General features: G+C 58.2%; 17 protein-coding genes. 1 reads left to right on the forward strand and 16 read right to left on the reverse strand.

Annotated features, from left to right (window positions below):
• Window positions 1-21: 21 nt before the first annotated feature.
• The 12 genes from rpsR to B6S08_RS13445 all read right to left on the reverse strand — a co-directional run bounded on the left by rpsR (window position 22) and on the right by B6S08_RS13445 (window position 12,056).
• Entirely contained in the window at window positions 22-249 is a 228-nt protein-coding gene (gene rpsR / locus B6S08_RS13390; RefSeq protein ID WP_014291460.1) for a 30S ribosomal protein S18, read from the reverse strand.
• A gap of 27 nt (window positions 250-276) precedes the next feature.
• Window positions 277-648, reverse strand: coding sequence for a 30S ribosomal protein S6 (gene rpsF / locus B6S08_RS13395; protein ID WP_014291459.1), 372 nt, complete (start codon window positions 646-648; stop codon window positions 277-279).
• 222 nt (window positions 649-870) lie between these two features.
• Window positions 871-1,734, reverse strand: a complete 864-nt coding sequence (locus tag B6S08_RS13400; RefSeq protein ID WP_094201321.1) for a DMT family transporter — start codon at window positions 1,732-1,734, stop codon at window positions 871-873.
• A gap of 64 nt (window positions 1,735-1,798) precedes the next feature.
• Window positions 1,799-2,536, reverse strand: a complete 738-nt coding sequence (gene rlmB, locus B6S08_RS13405) for a 23S rRNA (guanosine(2251)-2'-O)-methyltransferase RlmB (protein WP_094201322.1) — start codon at window positions 2,534-2,536, stop codon at window positions 1,799-1,801.
• 62 nt (window positions 2,537-2,598) lie between these two features.
• Window positions 2,599-4,941, reverse strand: coding sequence for a ribonuclease R (rnr, locus tag B6S08_RS13410; protein ID WP_094201323.1), 2,343 nt, complete (start codon window positions 4,939-4,941; stop codon window positions 2,599-2,601).
• Window positions 4,942-5,062: 121 nt separating this feature from the next.
• Window positions 5,063-5,572, reverse strand: coding sequence for an S-ribosylhomocysteine lyase (gene luxS, locus B6S08_RS13415; RefSeq protein ID WP_094201324.1), 510 nt, complete (start codon window positions 5,570-5,572; stop codon window positions 5,063-5,065).
• 143 nt (window positions 5,573-5,715) lie between these two features.
• The gene (gene glnB, locus B6S08_RS13420) at window positions 5,716-6,054 is read right to left on the reverse strand and encodes a nitrogen regulatory protein P-II (protein WP_019936040.1); all 339 of its coding nucleotides are present in this window, start codon (window positions 6,052-6,054) and stop codon (window positions 5,716-5,718) included.
• An 11-nt stretch (window positions 6,055-6,065) separates the two neighbouring features.
• Window positions 6,066-7,685, reverse strand: a complete 1,620-nt coding sequence (locus tag B6S08_RS13425) for an NAD+ synthase (protein ID WP_094201325.1) — start codon at window positions 7,683-7,685, stop codon at window positions 6,066-6,068.
• Between the two features lie 85 nt (window positions 7,686-7,770).
• Window positions 7,771-9,768, reverse strand: a complete 1,998-nt coding sequence (locus B6S08_RS13430) for a type II secretion system protein (protein WP_094201326.1) — start codon at window positions 9,766-9,768, stop codon at window positions 7,771-7,773.
• 11 nt (window positions 9,769-9,779) lie between these two features.
• Window positions 9,780-10,916 (reverse strand): PilX N-terminal domain-containing pilus assembly protein, encoded by a 1,137-nt coding sequence (locus B6S08_RS13435; protein ID WP_169716407.1) that lies wholly within the window; start codon window positions 10,914-10,916, stop codon window positions 9,780-9,782.
• A complete protein-coding gene (locus B6S08_RS13440; RefSeq protein WP_245849866.1) occupies window positions 10,906-11,577 on the reverse strand; it encodes a PilW family protein in 672 nt (223 codons plus the stop codon). The genes B6S08_RS13435 and B6S08_RS13440 overlap by 11 nt, the downstream gene beginning before the upstream one ends.
• A complete protein-coding gene (locus B6S08_RS13445; RefSeq protein ID WP_094201478.1) occupies window positions 11,571-12,056 on the reverse strand; it encodes a GspH/FimT family pseudopilin in 486 nt (161 codons plus the stop codon). The genes B6S08_RS13440 and B6S08_RS13445 overlap by 7 nt, the downstream gene beginning before the upstream one ends.
• 67 nt (window positions 12,057-12,123) lie before the next feature.
• Here B6S08_RS13445 and B6S08_RS13450 point away from each other — a divergent pair, with 67 nt between their 5' ends.
• Complete coding sequence (locus tag B6S08_RS13450; RefSeq protein ID WP_240919698.1) at window positions 12,124-12,534, forward strand: type IV pilin protein; 411 nt, start codon at window positions 12,124-12,126, stop codon at window positions 12,532-12,534.
• Window positions 12,535-12,633: 99 nt separating this feature from the next.
• Here the strand turns inward: B6S08_RS13450 and ispH are convergent, their stop codons facing one another.
• The 4 genes from ispH to ileS are packed head-to-tail and all read right to left on the reverse strand — an operon-like array spanning window position 12,634 to window position 17,340.
• Window positions 12,634-13,578: a 4-hydroxy-3-methylbut-2-enyl diphosphate reductase gene (gene ispH / locus B6S08_RS13455; protein WP_094201330.1), complete on the reverse strand. Its 945-nt coding sequence runs from the start codon at window positions 13,576-13,578 to the stop codon at window positions 12,634-12,636.
• Window positions 13,579-13,580: 2 nt separating this feature from the next.
• Window positions 13,581-14,030, reverse strand: a complete 450-nt coding sequence (gene fkpB / locus B6S08_RS13460; protein WP_094201331.1) for an FKBP-type peptidyl-prolyl cis-trans isomerase — start codon at window positions 14,028-14,030, stop codon at window positions 13,581-13,583.
• Entirely contained in the window at window positions 14,027-14,515 is a 489-nt protein-coding gene (lspA, locus tag B6S08_RS13465) for a signal peptidase II (protein WP_094201332.1), read from the reverse strand. The genes fkpB and lspA overlap by 4 nt, the downstream gene beginning before the upstream one ends.
• The gene (gene ileS / locus B6S08_RS13470) at window positions 14,515-17,340 is read right to left on the reverse strand and encodes an isoleucine--tRNA ligase (protein WP_094201333.1); all 2,826 of its coding nucleotides are present in this window, start codon (window positions 17,338-17,340) and stop codon (window positions 14,515-14,517) included. Before ileS ends, lspA begins: the two co-directional genes overlap by 1 nt.
• Window positions 17,341-17,343 lie beyond the last annotated feature (3 nt).

The raw sequence follows: 17,343 nt of genomic DNA on the forward strand, positions 1-17,343 counted from the left end.
AGGTACGAGTTAGGCCGCTGCTTACTTGTGCAGATCGGTGTAAGGCAGCAGGGCCAGGTAACGAGCGCGTTTGATCGCACGAGCCAGCTGGCGCTGATATTTAGCGCGGGTGCCGGTGATGCGGCTCGGTACGATTTTACCGGACTCGGTGATGTAGTTCTTCAGGGTAGCGATGTCTTTGTAATCGATCTCGGTAACACCATCAGCGGTGAAACGGCAGAACTTACGACGACGGAAATAACGTGCCATGATTCTCTTCCTCTACTAAAACGTGAATTACTCGGCAGCGGCTTCGGCGCGAGCATCGTCGCGACGGGGCTGACGCTCTTCCTTGGCCTTGGCCATTTCGGAAGGCTCGGTAACGGCCTGCTTGGTGCGCATGATCATGTTACGCAGCACGGCGTCGTTGTAGCGGAAGTTGGTTTCCAGCTCGTCGATCACAGCCTGGTCGGCTTCAACGTTCATCAGAACGTAGTGAGCCTTGTGCAGCTTGTTGATCGGGTAAGCCAGCTGACGACGGCCCCAGTCTTCCAGACGGTGGATCTGACCACCGGCGGTGGTGATGGCGCCGGTGTAGCGCTCGATCATGCCGGGAACCTGTTCACTCTGGTCGGGGTGAACCATGAATACGATTTCGTAATGACGCATGGATTGCTCCTTACGGGTTATAGCCTCGGCGCGGGCTCAGTCACACCAGCGGAGGCAAGGAACTTGGGTTTTATGACTGATTTCAAGGCGGCGTAGTTTAAGGGATAACCAGCCAGGCGGCAAGGGAATATATTGGTGAGGCGTGAGGCGTGAGGAATAAATTTCAGAAAATACTCTCCAACTGTTTTTCTCCTCACCCCTCTCTCCTTCCTCCTCACGGCGTCAGCGCAGTCTGCGCTGCAATCCGATGGCGGCGATCACAATAAGTGCGCCCAGATAGACGTTCCAGTCGGGAAACTCGGCAAACAGCACCATGCCCATCAGGGTGACGAAAATCAGCCCCGAATATTCGCTGGCGGCGATCTTGCTGGCGTCGGCCATGGCATAGGCCATGATGCAGATGCCCTGATAGATAATGCCCACCAGGGTGGCGCCCACCAGCAGCCACCAGACCTCGCCGGGAATGGGCTGCCAATCCGGCAGCGCCAGCGCCAGGCTGGCGGGAATGGCCAGCGCCTGAGTCATGAACAGGGTGGCCAGCACCGAGCGCCCTTTCGGCAGCCGACGTACCAAGACATTACTGGTCGCCATCGACAGCGCGGTGAGCAACGCCACCCAGCCGGCCCAGTGCCATTCGGCGGGGTTGAGCACCACCAGAATGCCGCCAAAGCCGAGCAGGCTGACACCATAGGTGGCCGGGCGAACCTGTTCCCGGCTTATCAGTGCCGCCAGCGGCAGGGTCAGCAGGGGGGCGGCGTAGAACACCGCATTGGCGGTGGCCAGAGGCAGATAAATCAGGCTGACGAACACACAGACGGAGCCCATCAGCAGCAGGTGACCGCGCAGGAAGTGGATTTTCCACTGGCCCCAGCCTCGGCGCGCCGGGGCCAGCCGCCACCAGAACGGCAGCAGTAATAGCGAGGTCATGGTAAAGCGCAGAAACACGTACTGATAGGGGCTGATCTGACTCTGGCCCATCAGTTTGACCAGCACGTCGCCAAAGGAAATCATCAGGTTACCGAGCACCAGCAAAAAAATAGCCAGCAGCTGACTGTCAGCCCGCATTCGGCCCATGATGTTCTGCATTTTTATCCCCTACCCGCTTGTGTTGTGAATTCGCCACGCGCATTCACAACCTACGTTTTACGTCTTACTGTCCGCGCTGACGTACCATTTCAAACAGGCAGACGCCGGTGGCCACCGACACGTTCAGGCTGGACACCGAGCCCGCCATGGGAATGCTCACCAGCTCGTCGCAATGTTCCCGGGTCAGGCGGCGCATGCCCTTGCCCTCGGCCCCCATCACCAGCGCCAGCGGCCCGGTCAGTTTGGCCTGATAGATTACGTGATCCGCCTCGCCGGCGGTGCCCACCACCCACACGCCCTTGTTCTGCAAGGCACGCAGGGTGCGCGACAAGTTGGTCACCTGAAACAGCGGCACCACTTCGGCGGCGCCGCAGGCTACCTTGCGCGCCACCGGGGTCAGGCCGGCAGACTTGTCCCGGGGCACGATCACGCCGTGCACCCCGGCGGCATCGGCGGTGCGCAGGCAGGCCCCCAGGTTGTGGGGGTCGGTGACGCCGTCCAGCACCAGCAGCAACGGCGTGTCGGTGCGGGCCAGCAGGGCATCGAGATCCGCCTCGTTCAGTGCAGGCTGCGCCTTGACCCGGGCCACCACCCCCTGATGCTGGGCACCACCGGCCTTGCCGTCCAGGGTCTGCCGGTTGGCCAGCTGGGCGCGCACGCCCACCTGCTGCAGCCGGGACTGTACGTCCTGCAGGCGGGCGTCATCCCGCCCCTTGAGCAACCAGACTTCCAAAATGTTCTCGGGGTGATTTTCCAGGGCGGCGTTCAGGGCGTGAATGCCGAAAATCAGTTCACTACTCATGTAAATTCTCGGGATTGAAGCATGAGGATGAGGGGCCAGACCGCCCCTCATCCCGGGTTTAATTAACGGCGCTTGCGACCACGACTGCGGTTGCGGGAGCGGGGCTTGTCACTCTTTTCGCCTTTCTCGGCCTTGTCGCCACCCTTGCCGCCGGTGGGCTTGGCACGCTTGCGCGACTTCAGGTTCTTGGCGCCCTTGCCGCCGTCAAATTCGGCCTTTGGGCCCTCTTCCACCAGCTCAAAGTCAATCTTGCGCTCGTCCAGGTTCACCGCCATCACCTTGACCCTGATTTTGTCGCCCAGACGGTAGCGACGGCGGAAGTTCTCGCCAATCAGCTGCTGACGGGCCGGATCGAACTGGTAATAGTCGTTCTGCAGGCTGGAAATATGCACCAGGCCATCAATGTGGAACTCATCGAGACGCACAAAAAAGCCAAAGCCGGTGACGTTGGCGATGGTGCCACCGAATTCACTGCCCACGTGATCCAGCATGTATTCGCACTTGAGCCAGTCGGCCACGTCGCGAGTGGCGTCGTCGGCCCGGCGCTCGGTCATGGAGCAGTGTTCGCCCATGGGCGCCACCTGGTCATACTGGTAGGGCACGCCACCGGTCTTGCTGCTGCCACCGCCGTGCATCTTCGCCAGCTGGGCCTTGATGGCACGGTGCAGCACCAGATCCGGATAGCGGCGAATGGGCGAGGTAAAGTGGGCATAGGACTTCAGCGCCAGGCCAAAGTGCCCGTTGTTTTCGGCCTGATACACCGCCTGCTTCATGGAACGCAGCAGCATGGTCTGAATCAGTTCGGCGTCGGGCCTGTCCTTGATCTGCTCGGCCAGCAGGGCGTAATCCGCCGGCTCCGGCTCCAGGCCGCCTTTCAGCTCCAGGCCCAGTTCACCGAGGAAACTGCGGAAACCGGTGAGCTTTTCCTCACCCGGCTTGTCGTGCACGCGGAACAGGGCGTGGGCTTCCTGCTTTTCAATAAAGCGGGCGGCGGCCACGTTGGCCATGATCATGCACTCTTCGATGATCTTGTGGGCGTCGTTGCGCACCAGCGGCACAATGCGCTCGATCTTGCGCTGGGGGTTGAACACGAAGCGGGTTTCCTCGGTTTCAAACTCCACCGCACCGCGCTGGTGACGGGCTTCCTTCATCGCATGATACATGCGGTTCAGCTCTTCCAGGTGCGGCACCAAGGGCGCGTAACGCTCCCGCAGGGTCTCGTCCCCTTCCAGCATGGCCGCCACCTTGGTGTAGGTTAGCCGGGCATGGGAGTTCATCACCGCTTCGTAGAATTTGAAGCCGGACAGCTTGCCGGTGGCGGAGATGGTCATTTCCGCCACCATGCACAACCGGTCTACCTGAGGGTTGAGGGAGCACAGGCCGTTGGACAGCACCTCGGGCAGCATGGGAATCACCTGCTCGGGGAAATACACCGAGTTGCCGCGCTGATAGGCTTCGTCGTCCAGGGGCGAGTTCGGCCGCACATAATAAGACACGTCGGCAATGGCCACCCACAGGCGCCAGCCGCCGGAGCGCTTGGGCTGACAGTAGACCGCATCGTCAAAGTCTCGGGCATCTTCGCCGTCGATGGTGACCAGCGGCAGCTCGCGCAGATCCTTGCGACCCAGCTTGGCCTCTTCCGGCACTTCCTCGGTCAGCTTGGCGATCTGCTGTTTGACCGCGTCCGGCCACACATGGGGAATATCATGGGTACGCAGGGCGATCTGAATTTCCATGCCCGGATCCATGGTCTCCCCCAACACCTCGATGACCTTGCCGATGCCGGTCATGCGCTTGGTCGGGCGCTGGGTAATGGTGATCACTACCACCTGCCCCATGCGCGCGCCCATGGTTTCCCCCTGGGGAATGAGAATGTCCTGGGCAATGCGGCTGTCGTCGGGCACCACGTAGCTAACGCCGTTTTCCACAAAATAGCGGCCCACCACGTCCAGGCTGCGGGACTCCAGCACTCTGACCAGGCGGGCTTCGCGCCGACCACGGGAATCAAAGCGCAGGGGCTGCACCAGCACATAGTCGCCGTGCATCACCGCATCCATCTCGCGCTGGGCCAGGAACAGATCGTCGCCGCCGTCTTCCGGGCGCACAAAGCCAAAGCCGTCTCTGTGGCCGATCACCTGGCCCTTGATCAGGTTCAGTTTGTCGGGCAGGGCGTAACACTTGTTGCGGGTAAACACCAGCTGGCCGTCGCGCTCCATGGCGCGCAGGCGACGGCGCAGGGCTTCTTCCTGCTCCTCGCCGGCCAGGTCCAGTTCGGCGAACAGTTCGTCCCGATTGGCCGGGGTGCCGCGCTGCTTGAGGTGCTCAAGAATAAATTCCCGGCTGGGAATGGGGTTTTCGTATTTCTCGGCTTCCCGCTGCTGGAAAGGGTCTTGTTGTTGTGACATAAGAGGGTCCGTTTGAGCACTGTGATGAAGGGTTTATATCAACAGTGTAAGAATAACAAGTGACAACACGCCCGGTTAGACATTAACCGGGCGTGTTGGGATTGAGGGAAGCCGCCGGGCATTAGAGGTTTTTCAGCATTTCTTCCGGTAGTGCCAGGCTCTGGTTGCTGTTGATGCCAATGCCCCGCTCGAGAATATTGCGGGCGATGGCCTTGGCCTCGTCCAGGGAGTGCATCACATAGGTGCCGCACTGATACTCGTTGAGCTCGGGGATCTGAGACTGGTTTTCCACCTTGAGCACGTCTTCCATCGCCGCCTTCCAGGCCGCGGCCACGCGCTGCTCGTTGGGCGCGCCTACCAGGCTCATGTAAAAGCCGGTGCGGCAACCCATGGGGGAAATGTCGATGATCTCCACGCCGTCGCCATTGAGGTGGTTGCGCATAAAGCCCGCGAACAGGTGCTCCAGGGTATGAATGCCCTTTTCGGATAGGATTTCCTGGTTGGGCAGGCAGAAACGCAGGTCAAACACGGTAATGGTGTCGTCGTGGGGCGTGGCCATGGTCTTGGCAACCCGCACCGCCGGGGCTCCCATACGGGTGTGATCTACGGTGAAACTGTCCAGCAGTGGCATGGGCGTACTTCCTCAATTCAAATTCAATCAATCATTGTGGCAAAAAAACCACAAGGTTAAAACAAGGGACTGGAGATTAGGGGCTCGGGACCGGAATACGCCTTCGCCCCCAGCCCCGTTTCACTGCTTCCCCTTCCCGCAGTTTACACCGCTTCTTCGTTCTGCTCGCCGGTACGAATACGGATCACCTGGCCCACGTCGAGCACGAAAATCTTGCCGTCGCCGATCTTGCCGGTGCGGGCGGTGCTTTCAATGGCCTCAATGCAGGACTCTACCAGCTCGTCCTGCACCACCAGCTCCAGCTTGACCTTGGGCAGAAAGTCCACCATGTATTCGGCGCCACGATACAGCTCGGTGTGCCCCTTCTGGCGGCCAAATCCCTTGACTTCCGATACCGTCATGCCGGTAATACCACGCTCGGCCAGGGCCTCGCGCACATCGTCGAGCTTGAAGGGCTTGATAATGGCTTCAATTTTTTTCATCGGTGGCTCCTTTACCAGTTAGTTTTGCCAAATCCCGAGGTGATGGGGTAGCGCCTGTCCTTGCCGAAGTTACGCGCCGTGATACGCGGCCCCACCGCACTCTGGCGGCGCTTGTATTCGTTGATGTCCACCAGTTTGATCACTCGGCGTACGTCGGCTTCATCAAAGCCGGCGGCCAGCAGATCAGCCAGGGATTTGTCCTGCTCTACATATCCCTCGAGAATGGCGTCGAGCACATCATAGGGCGGCAGGCTGTCCTGGTCGAGCTGATCCGGCGCCAGCTCCGCCGACGGCGGCCGGTCAATCACCCGCTGCGGAATCACATAACCCAGGGTATTGCGGTAGCGGGACAGTTCGAACACCAGGGTCTTGGGCACGTCCTTGATGGGGGCAAAACCGCCCACCATGTCGCCATACAGGGTGCAGTAGCCCACCGCCACTTCACTCTTGTTGCCGGTGGTCAGCACCAGGCGGCGGCGTTTGTTGGAAATGGCCATCAGCAACACGCCGCGAGAGCGGGCCTGCAGGTTCTCTTCGGTGGTGTCGCGCTCGGTACCGGCAAACATGGGTGCCAGCTGGCCCATAAAGGCATCGAACATGGGCTCGATGGAGACGATATCAAACTCCACGCCCAGGTGCTCGGCTTCCTCTTTGGCGTCTTCCACGCTGATCGATGCGGTGTAGCGAAACGGCATCATCACCGCCTGCACCTTGTCCTTGCCCAGGGCATCCACGGCGATGGCCAGGGTCAGGGCCGAGTCGATGCCGCCGGACAGCCCCAGCACGGCACCGTTAAAGCCGTTCTTGTTGACGTAATCCCGGGTCGCCAGCACCAGCGCCTGATAGACCTCGGCCAGGGGCTCCAGTGCGGGTTGTATGGTACCGGGCACGGGCGCGCCCTGCTCAACGGTCACCAGTGCCAGCGCGTCGGCAAAGGCCGGCAGGCTTTGGGTAAGTTCTCCCTCGGCGTTGAACACCTTGGAACGGCCGTCAAACACCAGCTCATCCTGGCCGCCCACCTGATTGAGGTAGACCAGCGGCAGGGCGTTGTCGCGGCTGCGCTGGGCCAGCAAATCCTTGCGAATCCAGGCCTTGCCCTTGTGATAGGGCGAGGCGTTGAGGCTGAGCACCAGCTCGGCGCCGGCGGCCTTGGCCGCGGCCATGGGAGCCGGCTCCCACACGTCTTCGCAGATCAGCAGGCCAAGCTTGTGCCCCTTGAACTCGATCACGCAGGGCTCGGTGCCGGCGGCAAAATAGCGTTTTTCGTCAAACACGCCGTAATTGGGCAGTAGTTGCTTGAAATAACGGCCCAGCAGCTTGCCCTGGTAAAAGAAAGACGCGGCATTGTAAAGCCTGCCGCCGTCGCGCCAGGGGTGGCCGACCACCAGGGCGACGCCCTGGCTGGCGGCAGCCAGCTCGGCCAGGGCGGTGTCGACCCGAGTGTGCAGATCGTCGCGATACAGCAGATCTTCCGGCGGATAGCCGGTCACCGCCAGTTCGGGAAACAGCACCAGCTCGGCGCCCTGCGCGTTCGCCTCGCTGACGGCAGCCAGCATCAGTTGGGTATTGGCTTCAATGGCGCCGACGGTCGTATTGAGCTGGGCCAGCGCCAGGGTGAGATGTGAGGACATGGTTTGCCTGTGTTCTATCCAGAAATTGCAAGCATGATACAAAAAAAGGCGCCGGAGTTACCAGCACCGACTTAGGCCAATGGCCCTAGGGTGTACAGGTTACGGCACCGTAATCTGTTATGTGCTTACTGATCTGCAAGACACAGGGAATATTACCACTGGTAATATCAAGCGTACTTAAACTGATAGTATTAGGGTTAGTGGTGCCGGCATTAAACACAAAGTTACTGTTATTTGAATTTTCGCTGAAGGTTACCGTTGCCCCCACCCCAGCCGAAACTGTGCACTGATAACGGGCCGTCGCCACATCAGCGTCTTTAACAACAGTACAGTCACTATTAACACCAAGGCCATCTGTCACAGTGACAACCGTTTTTCCGAAGTCATTTTTAGAGCAAGAAACAGCCATGGTGGAATTGTTATTCTGTGTAGTTAAGCATTGAATCACTCCATCAAAAGTAACCTCTGAAATTGAACCCTCTACCACCGCCACATTCAGAGCAGAAGTAAATACATTACTACCATCAAAGGCAGATATGGCATTACCTCCCGTCAGGCCACTATTATAGCGTTTCATTTCTGCACTTACTGACACAGGCAGATTCAGCAATGTAATCAGCTCCCCTGTCACATACCCCCGGGAATAGGTACCAAAGTAATCACTCCCAGGATCAACGATTGTATTGATATTTTCATTGGTTACATCCAGGTGAATATCATCTGCCACACTCAACTTCCAGTCAGCCAACAGGGTGACATTCACATCATTAAATGCGACTCTGGCAAGCCAGTTGTCATCGTTAAAGTCAACCTTATCCAGCAAACCCTGAGGCAGAAGATCCACATAAACAGCTCGGGCAGCAAATTGATAAGATGACCCTAAGAATAAAACGGTTAAATCATCAAAGGAAGCCTGTTGCTCGGCCGTACCATTGGCAGACAGCCAGTCTGGATAACTTATCGCCTTGTGATCGGCGGTTTGCGTTCCCGCCTTTAGCTCTGATATATAGGCCTGCACTACATTTTTGATATAACCTTGATAGAGCGTGACATTGGTGGCATCTGCCAGATAGCCGGGAGGGAAGACGTTCAGGGAGATCAGATTCCAGTCTGGCATGACCTGATAATAACCATCAATCCGTAACATCCGGCAGGACTCAAAATATGTGCTCCCTGAATGCATATGCCCCTTGTTAAACTGGTTGTAATTATCGGCAAAAAGGTTACTGGAAGGCACATCGTAATGGTTATTGCAGCAAGTTATACAATTCTCATTACTGCTATCACCCCAACCTTTATCCGCCAGCCCACCATTTTCCCAATACAGACCCTGAGCCAGGGCGATGGGAGCGGCCGGCTTCCTGGTGGACTTGGTGTCGCTCTGCGTTTCACAGGTACAATATAACGTTCTGCTGTCACTTTTTATCAGGCTGTCGCCGCTCGCATCATAGGTAACAGCATCAAAACTCACCATAACATCATTACCCTTCTTACTGATTTCAGGCGCCGGCTTGGTGGTCTCCTGTTTAATGCCCGAGCCTGGATCGATGACCATGGCGATAACATCCGGTAGCGCCCCTGGCGTATGTGCTACTTTTGGTCCGCCCTTGCCGGAGCCAAAGCTATCGCCACTGGTGCCAAAGGGACCGCCACTGGTGGGGGTGTTGGGAGCAATCACCGAGTCCAGAGAAAAGCTGTGTGCTTCTCCCGCATCGGTCCAATTCACGGTCACAGCCACCTGCTTTTTACCGGTATCCTGAACACTGGAAGACGGCGTAACCCAGTCTAGGCTGACACTGTTCCAGGAATACGTTGTGACTGCCCAACTGCGCCCATAGGCGATATCGTTCAGACTGATACTGTCGCTGCCGTTGGCGATGGCATCAAAGCCGGAGCGGGTCTGAAACCGACGCAGCTCGTCCAGTTTAGATTCCGCCAGACGCATGGCCACTTCCCGACTGCGGCCATCCCGGCTGTATTCAAGATAGCTTTTGTTCAATTGCAGCAAAGTACCGGCAGTGGCCGCCACAATAATAAAGGCGAGCATGACTTCGATCAGGCCAAATCCGTGTTGCCGTTTCATGGCGTCTCCTGTTACCAGTCTTTCCAACTGCCGGGGATAATCATCAACTTAACGAAGGGACTGCCACTGCCCCCGCTGGTATTGCCATCACAATAACTCAAGTTACAGATCACACCCTGGTCGTAGACCGCATCAAAAGTACCATTGAGGTTATCGCCGCCATGGTTAGTGGTAATGGCTCCAAATATTTTGGCATTTCCGTTTAACTTTAAGGTGTAACCAGGGGCTGAGATCGGGTCGGAATCATAAGAGAACAGCAGACCGTAAAACTGGTTGCCGCCGTTTGCCACGATATTTGCATCTTTAACCAAGGCAATAACCGGTTCATCGGTTGAGCTGGTGATATCATCAATATCACAGTCACCTGCGCCTTCCACAATATAAAAACCAGGTGAAACAATACTGCTGCAGCTTGATACGATGGCGGTAGCCATGGCTTCCAATTTTTCCCATTCATCGTCACCAAAACCAAATACATAGCTGAGCAGATCGGTTGGAAAATCGGCATCATTATCCACCACATCCGAGTCTAAAGTCACGGTGCCACCGCTTTTAGTGCTGAGCGTATCAGTGCAACCAGAGCCGTTGTAATCCCCCAACTGACAGGTTTGCATACTCCCACCACCGGCAATATCCTTCCCGGACCAGACCGATACAGGAACCCCCGGACCACCTCCATTGGGGTTAGCCACCACCGTCATGTTGCCACTGATCCCCGTGCTGGCTCCACCAATCAGCAAGGGCGCCGCCGGCCCTGCGTTGGCAGGGTTGAGTATGCTGCGCCTCACCACCTGCACACTGACTGTGGTACCCCCGCCACCGGCAAGGGTAGCCGCCGACTCCAGTTGCCAGGCATTGGGAATAGGGCTGTCCTGGATTATTGAGACCTGATAAGTAGCCGTGGCCGCCGAGGTGGCAAGCGTGCCCGAGGCACTGGACACAGCCGGATCGACCTTGAGTATTGCCATTGCGTCGGCGATGCCTTTTTCCGCCGCCGCCAGAGCCACCCGATATTCGATTTCGTTCAGGGTGATGCGCTTGTCGGAGACCAGCACCTTGCCAATAAAAACCGACACCGCCACTAGCAGCGACACCAACACCAGAGTGATGGTCAAAGTGGCAAAACCTTTTTCCTTGTTAGTAGCCATCATTTCTCAGCTTGATCTCCCGTTGCAGGCTCACTGACAACGCCGGCCGGTTGATATGGGACGCGCTTAGACTAAGCCGAATGGTGCGCATGCCGGTGGCACTGCTGCCCGACACCAATTCAAAGCTCAGGTCATCAACCAAAATTTCACTTTCAGATATAAACCTTGGCCAGTTACTACCAGAGTTACATAAAGTGGAAATATTGGTGGCTTTATCATTGGAAGCATCGCACTTTCCCGCAGAGCTTGTACTTCGGCACTGCAGCTCTTTATCTGCAGAGTCATAACGGTACGCCTGTACAACCTCCCCATCATCCCAGTATTTAATACGAATACAGTCCGGCGCACTGGCGCCGCTGGAAGCGTATATATCATCGGTGATGGAAAATACCAGGGCTTCGGCGGCAAATGCCGCCGAAGTATCTCCATTCATTCCTTGAGCAGCACTAGGGTGATATCCCGCCCTTTGAATATCTCGCACCATCATATCGGTTACCGCTTGAACATCCTGATTCAACCGCGACAACATCAAGGTGGTATTTCCGGATACGATCACCGAGGAAAACAGCGACAGGGCTCCGGCCACCACCAGCAAACCGGCCACCAGCGAGATCAACATTTCAACCAAAGTCATTCCCTGCTGGCTTCGAACCACTAACATGATGGGACTCCTAGCAAATCATCGGCAGAGCAGGTCCTGATACGGCCGGTATTGGAGGTTTTAAGCTCCATCATATAGTTACCATTAGAAAGCTGCACATTACCGCTGGAGAGACTGTTTCGCCTCGGACCAAACGTGAGGAGGCTGGGAGAATAGGACGCGGTAAGCACCATATACGGATAATGCTGACTGCTCACAGTCTCAATGATATCACCGGTACAATCATCGGAGTCGTGTAGTGAATAGCTCCAGTTTGCAGCGCCCGAGTTGGTGAAGCACACCGTTACTTCCCGGTTGCGCTTGATGGCTTCACTGCGGGCCTGTTGCAGGTCGGCATATATCGCCATGCCAGCACTGCGTACCGTGAATTGCTCACGCAAGCTCTGAAAGCCAGGCACGGCCAGGGTAGTCAGCAGCGTCATCACCACCAGACCAATCAGCAGTTCAATCAAGGTCAGGCCGCGCTGTATTCCGATCATGCCAATTGCATCCTTCAAAAGGCAGGTCTCCATTGTGGCCCAAACTGAAGTAAGCTTGAGGTAAAACATGAGTTTAGACAAGGATGCACCCATGCCCAAATACCAGGGATTTACACTGATTGAACTGTTGATCACAGTGGCCGTGCTGGCCATTATCACCGCCGTGGCCTATCCTTCCTATTCTGCCTACATGCAAAAAACCCGGCGTATCGAAGCCATACAAACCCTGTATAAAATGCAACTGGCCCAGGAAGACTGGCGAATTTCCCACCCCTCCTACACCAGTACGGCAGTGAATCTAATCAGTACTCCCAGCACCGACTACTATACCTTCGGGGCCACCGTCTCCGGCAGCGACTATACCCTTTCCGCCACTGCCAAAGGCGACCAGCAAAATGACAAACAAGGATCAGCCACCTGCACTTCACTAACGCTGACCAGAGACGGCAGCAAGGCTCCGGCCAGCTGCTGGCAATAAAAAAACCGCCCTCTCGGGCGGTTTACAGTTCGATGACAAAATCTGTCTTCAGTTTTCGCTAAACATTAACTGCCATCGACAGAGAAAGCAGCGGTTTGGTCAGGATACCTGCTTCACCTTGAGCTCGGCGGGTACCTCAAACACGATGTTTTCTTCCCGGCCCGGATGCTCGGTCACGGCCTTGCCGCCCAAGGACTGCAGGTGGGAGATCACCTCCTGCACCAGCACTTCCGGGGCCGAGGCACCGGCGGTGACGCCGATGCGGGCGACGTTCTCAAGCCAGGTCGGCTCGATCATCTCGACACAGTCAATCAGGTGTGCCTGGGTGCCGATCTTTTCGGCCAGCTCCCGCAAGCGATTGGAGTTGGACGAGTTGCGCGATCCCACCACCAGCATCAGATCCACCTTGGCGGCCAGTTCCCGCACTGCGTCCTGGCGGTTCTGGGTGGCGTAGCAGATGTCGTCCTTGCGCGGCCCTTCAATGGTGGGAAAGCGCGCTCGCAGGGCGTCGATCACGTCCGAGGTTTCATCCACGCTCAGGGTGGTCTGGGTGACAAAGGTGAGGTTGTCGGGGTGCTTGACCTGCAGGGCCGCCACATCATCCGGGTTTTCCACCAGATACATGCCGCCATCCATGCTCTCATACTGACCCATGGTGCCTTCCACCTCGGGATGGCCGGCATGACCGATAAGAATGGTCTCTATGCCCTTGCGGCTGGCCCGGTGCACTTCCATATGCACCTTGGTGACCAGCGGGCAGGTGGCGTCAAACACCTTGAGGCCGCGCCGTTTGGCCTCTTCCCGCACCGCCTTGGACACGCCGTGGGCAGAGAAGATGACGATGTTGTCGTCGGGCACCTGATCCAGCTCGTCCACAAAAATGGCGCCCGCATCCTTGAGCTTGTTGACCACGTAGCGGTTGTGCACCACCTCGTGACGTACGTAGATGGGGGCACCGAATTTTTCCAGGGCGCTCTGCACTATGCTGATGGCCCTGTCCACACCGGCACAGAAGCCGCGGGGATTGGCGAGCAGGATGTCCATGATCAGGCTCCGTTTTCGTCGTCGACGGCCAGGATTTCCACCTCAAAGGTGACGTTCTGGCCGGCCAGGGGATGGTTAAAGTCCACGGTCACCGAGTCGCCGGCCACACCGCGAATAATGCCGGGGATTTCGGCGCCGTTGGGCTGGGTAAAGGACAGTATGGCGCCTTCTTCCAGCTCCAGATCGGCACCAAAACGGCTGCGATCCATATAGTGAATATTGTCCGGGTTGATCGGACCAAAGGCATCGTCCGGGGTCAGCTCAAACACCTTCTGTGCGCCGCTTTCCAGACCCAGCAGGCAGGCCTCGAAGTTGTCGGTCAGGCTGCCATCACCCATCTGCAGCCTGGCAGGCTTGCCGTGTACCTGAGTGCTGTCGGCCACCGAGCCGTCTTCCAGCTTGATGGTGAAATGAAACAGAACCGTGCTGTTGGGACCGATGATATTGCTCATTGGGGGCTGTCCTTTTTAAAGCTGTCGATGATGATCATGGCGGCGCCGACGAAAATGAAGCTGTCGGCCAGGTTGAACGCCGGCCAGTGCCAGTTGCCCACGTAGAAGTCGAGAAAATCGACCACATGGCCCAGCAAGATTCGGTCAATCACGTTGCCGATGGCCCCGCCGATGATCAGCGCATAAGCCACCGGCAACCAGCGCGCGGTGCGCGGCGCCTTGTACATCCACACACTGAGCAGCACGGTCACGGCAACCGCCAGGGCGGCGAAAAACCAGCGTTGCCAGCCTCCCTGATCGGCCAGAAAGCTGAACGCTGCCCCCGGATTGTAGACGTGCACCAGGTTAAAGAAGGGGGCGATCTCCACCCCCGGGTAGCCGTAGTCCAGGTAGGCCACGGTCAGCCATTTGCTCAGCTGATCCAGGCCAATGGCCACCAGCGCCAGCCACCACCAGCGCAGGCCGGTATTCAGCACGGCCCGCATCAGGCAAACCGGCGAACTTCGCCGTCTCCGGCCACGTTGGAGACGCAACGGCCGCAAATACCGTCATGGCCTTCAATGGTGCCCACATCGTCCACATGGTGCCAGCAGCGACCACACTTCTCGGCCTCGCTTCTGGCCACGCCCACCTTGAGGCCGGCCAGCTCGGTATCGGCGGCGTCCGCGGCGTCGGAAAGCGGCGCTATGGTGACCTTTGAGGTCAGCATCACAAAGCGCAGTTCGTCACCCAGTTGCGCCAGTTTTCCGGCCAGGGCGTCGTCGGCATACAGGGTGATGTCGGCTTCCAGCGCGCCGCCAATCACCTTGTTGCTCCGGGCGCTTTCCAGCGCCTTGTTCACCGCCTGACGTACTCTGAGCAACTCGGCCCAGTAGGCATCGCTCAGCTGCTCGCCCTCGGCCAGGCCAAACAGGCCGTCGTAAAACTCTTCGGTAAACACAAAACGCTCACGCTGGCCGGGCAGCAGTGCCCAGATCTCGTCGGCGGTAAAGCTCATGATCGGCGCCATCCAGCGTACCAGGGCTTCCGCAATGTGATAGAGGGCGGTCTGGCAGGAACGACGCGCCTGGCTGTCGGCCTTGGCGGTGTACTGGCGGTCCTTGATCACGTCCAGGTAGAAGGAGCCCATCTCGATGGAGCAGAACTGCATCAGTTTCTGGGTCACCTGATGGAAGTTGTACTCGTCATAGGCCTGGGTTATTTCCTGCTGAATGGCCTGGGCGCGGCCGACGGCCCAACGGTCGATCACCACCATGTCTTCAGGGGCCACCATGTCGCTTTCCGGATTGAAACCGCTCAGGTTGGCCAGCAGGAAACGGGCGGTATTGCGAATACGGCGGTAGGCGTCGGCGCTGCGCTTGAGGATCTCGTCGGACACCGTCATCTCACCGGAGTAGTCGGTGCTGGCCACCCACAGGCGCAGAATGTCGGCACCCAGCTTGTTCATCACTTCCTGAGGGCTGACCACGTTGCCGATGGACTTGGACATCTTGCGGCCCTGGCCGTCCACGGTAAAGCCGTGGGTCAGCACCTGGCGGTAAGGGGCATGACCCTTCATGGCGGTGGAGATCATCAGCGACGACATAAACCAGCCTCGGTGCTGATCCGAGCCTTCCAGATACATGTCGGCGGGGTGGCCCTGGAATTCGGGACGCACGTCCACCACCGAGGCGTGGGTGGAGCCGGAGTCGAACCACACGTCCAGGGTGTCGAGCACCTTGTCGTACTGATCGGCTTCTTCGCCCAGCAGCTCGGCGGGGTCCAGATCCCACCAAGCCTGAATGCCGGCCTGTTCAACACGCTTGGCCACTTCTTCCATCAGCTCGGTGGCGCGGGGGTGCAGCTCCTGAGTGTCTTTATGCACAAACAGGGCAATGGGCACGCCCCAGGTACGCTGACGGGAGATACACCAGTCCGGGCGATTCTCCACCATGGACTCAATACGGTTCTGACCCCATTCCGGCACCCACTGTACCTGTTGAATTTCGGACAGCGCCTGGCCGCGCAGGCCGGCCTGATCCATGCTGATAAACCACTGGGGCGTGGCCCGGAAAATAATGGGGGTCTTGTGCCGCCAGCAGTGCGGGTAGGAATGGGTGTAGGCTTCGTGGTGCAGCAGGGCGCCACGCTCCTTGAGCACTTCCACCACGGCGTCGTTGGCCTTGAACACGTGCTGACCGGCGAACAGCTCGGTGTCGGGCAGGTAAACGCCGTTGCCGCCGACCGGATTGGCCACTTCCAGGCCGTAGTGCTGGCCGACCGCAAAGTCTTCCTGGCCGTGGCCGGGGGCGGTATGCACGGCGCCGGTACCGGAGTCGGTGGTGACGTGATCACCCAGGATCGCCGGCACGTCGAAGTCGTAGAAGGGATGCTGAAAACGCTTCAGTTCAAGGCCTGCACCCTGGCAATAACCCAGGTTGTGGTACTGGGTGATGCCGGCACGATCCATGACGTCCTTGACCAGATCCGCGGCCAGGATCAGGCGCTCGGGGTTGTCGCCTTCCACCTGCACCAGGGCATAGTTAAGCTCGGCGTGCAACGCCACCGCCCGGTTGGCGGGAAGAGTCCAGGGGGTAGTGGTCCAGATCACCACGGACAGCGGGCCCTTGCCGGTATGGCCCTCGGCACAGTCAAAACTGGCGGCTACGGCGGCCTCGTCAACGGCCTGAAAGCGCACATCGATGGCCGGCGAACGCTTGTCTTCGTACTCGACTTCGGCCTCGGCCAGCGCCGAGCCACAGTCGGTACACCAGTGCACCGGCTTGGAGCCCTTGTGCAGGTGGCCCTTGTCGATGATCTTGCCGAGGGCACGAATGATGTTGGCCTCGGTGTCGAAGTTCATGGTCAGGTAGGGGTTATCCCAGTCGCCGAGCACGCCCAGGCGAATAAAGTCGGCCTTCTGGCCTTCCACCTGCTCCTTGGCGTAGGCACGACAGGCCTCGCGGAACTCGGCGGCGGACACCTTGACGCCGGGCTTGCCAACCTTGCCTTCCACCTTGAGTTCAATGGGCAGGCCATGGCAGTCCCAGCCGGGAATGTAGGGGGAATCGTAACCCAACAGGCCCTTGGATTTGACGATGATGTCTTTCAGGATCTTGTTGACCGAGTGACCAATGTGAATGTTGCCGTTGGCGTACGGAGGACCGTCGTGAAGAATAAAGGGCTTCTTGCCGGCCTTGGCGCGACGCACGGCGCCGTAGAGATCTTCATCAATCCAGCGCTGCAGCATGCCCGGCTCGCGTTGGGCCAGGTTACCGCGCATGGGAAACTCCGTTTCGGGCAAATTCAGGGTGTGTTTATAGTCGCTCATGGA

Origin of the sequence: Oceanimonas doudoroffii, from assembly GCF_002242685.1 — a bacterium.
In the GTDB taxonomy this organism is placed as follows: domain Bacteria; phylum Pseudomonadota; class Gammaproteobacteria; order Enterobacterales; family Aeromonadaceae; genus Oceanimonas; species Oceanimonas doudoroffii.

Excerpts from the sequence above, each read along its gene's own strand:
- rpsR (WP_014291460.1), bottom strand. The coding sequence starts at position 249 with ATGGCACGTTATTTCCGTCGTCGTAAGTTCTGCCGTTTCACCGCTGAT.
- rpsF (WP_014291459.1), bottom strand. The coding sequence starts at position 648 with ATGCGTCATTACGAAATCGTATTCATGGTTCACCCCGACCAGAGTGAA.
- B6S08_RS13400 (WP_094201321.1), bottom strand. The coding sequence starts at position 1,734 with ATGCAGAACATCATGGGCCGAATGCGGGCTGACAGTCAGCTGCTGGCT.
- rlmB (WP_094201322.1), bottom strand. The coding sequence starts at position 2,536 with ATGAGTAGTGAACTGATTTTCGGCATTCACGCCCTGAACGCCGCCCTG.
- rnr (WP_094201323.1), bottom strand. The coding sequence starts at position 4,941 with ATGTCACAACAACAAGACCCTTTCCAGCAGCGGGAAGCCGAGAAATAC.
- luxS (WP_094201324.1), bottom strand. The coding sequence starts at position 5,572 with ATGCCACTGCTGGACAGTTTCACCGTAGATCACACCCGTATGGGAGCC.
- glnB (WP_019936040.1), bottom strand. The coding sequence starts at position 6,054 with ATGAAAAAAATTGAAGCCATTATCAAGCCCTTCAAGCTCGACGATGTG.
- B6S08_RS13425 (WP_094201325.1), bottom strand. The coding sequence starts at position 7,685 with ATGTCCTCACATCTCACCCTGGCGCTGGCCCAGCTCAATACGACCGTC.
- B6S08_RS13430 (WP_094201326.1), bottom strand. The coding sequence starts at position 9,768 with ATGAAACGGCAACACGGATTTGGCCTGATCGAAGTCATGCTCGCCTTT.
- B6S08_RS13435 (WP_169716407.1), bottom strand. The coding sequence starts at position 10,916 with ATGGCTACTAACAAGGAAAAAGGTTTTGCCACTTTGACCATCACTCTG.
- B6S08_RS13440 (WP_245849866.1), bottom strand. The coding sequence starts at position 11,577 with ATGTTAGTGGTTCGAAGCCAGCAGGGAATGACTTTGGTTGAAATGTTG.
- B6S08_RS13445 (WP_094201478.1), bottom strand. The coding sequence starts at position 12,056 with ATGATCGGAATACAGCGCGGCCTGACCTTGATTGAACTGCTGATTGGT.
- B6S08_RS13450 (WP_240919698.1), top strand. The coding sequence starts at position 12,124 with ATGAGTTTAGACAAGGATGCACCCATGCCCAAATACCAGGGATTTACA.
- ispH (WP_094201330.1), bottom strand. The coding sequence starts at position 13,578 with ATGGACATCCTGCTCGCCAATCCCCGCGGCTTCTGTGCCGGTGTGGAC.
- fkpB (WP_094201331.1), bottom strand. The coding sequence starts at position 14,030 with ATGAGCAATATCATCGGTCCCAACAGCACGGTTCTGTTTCATTTCACC.
- lspA (WP_094201332.1), bottom strand. The coding sequence starts at position 14,515 with ATGCGGGCCGTGCTGAATACCGGCCTGCGCTGGTGGTGGCTGGCGCTG.
- ileS (WP_094201333.1), bottom strand. The coding sequence starts at position 17,340 with ATGAGCGACTATAAACACACCCTGAATTTGCCCGAAACGGAGTTTCCC.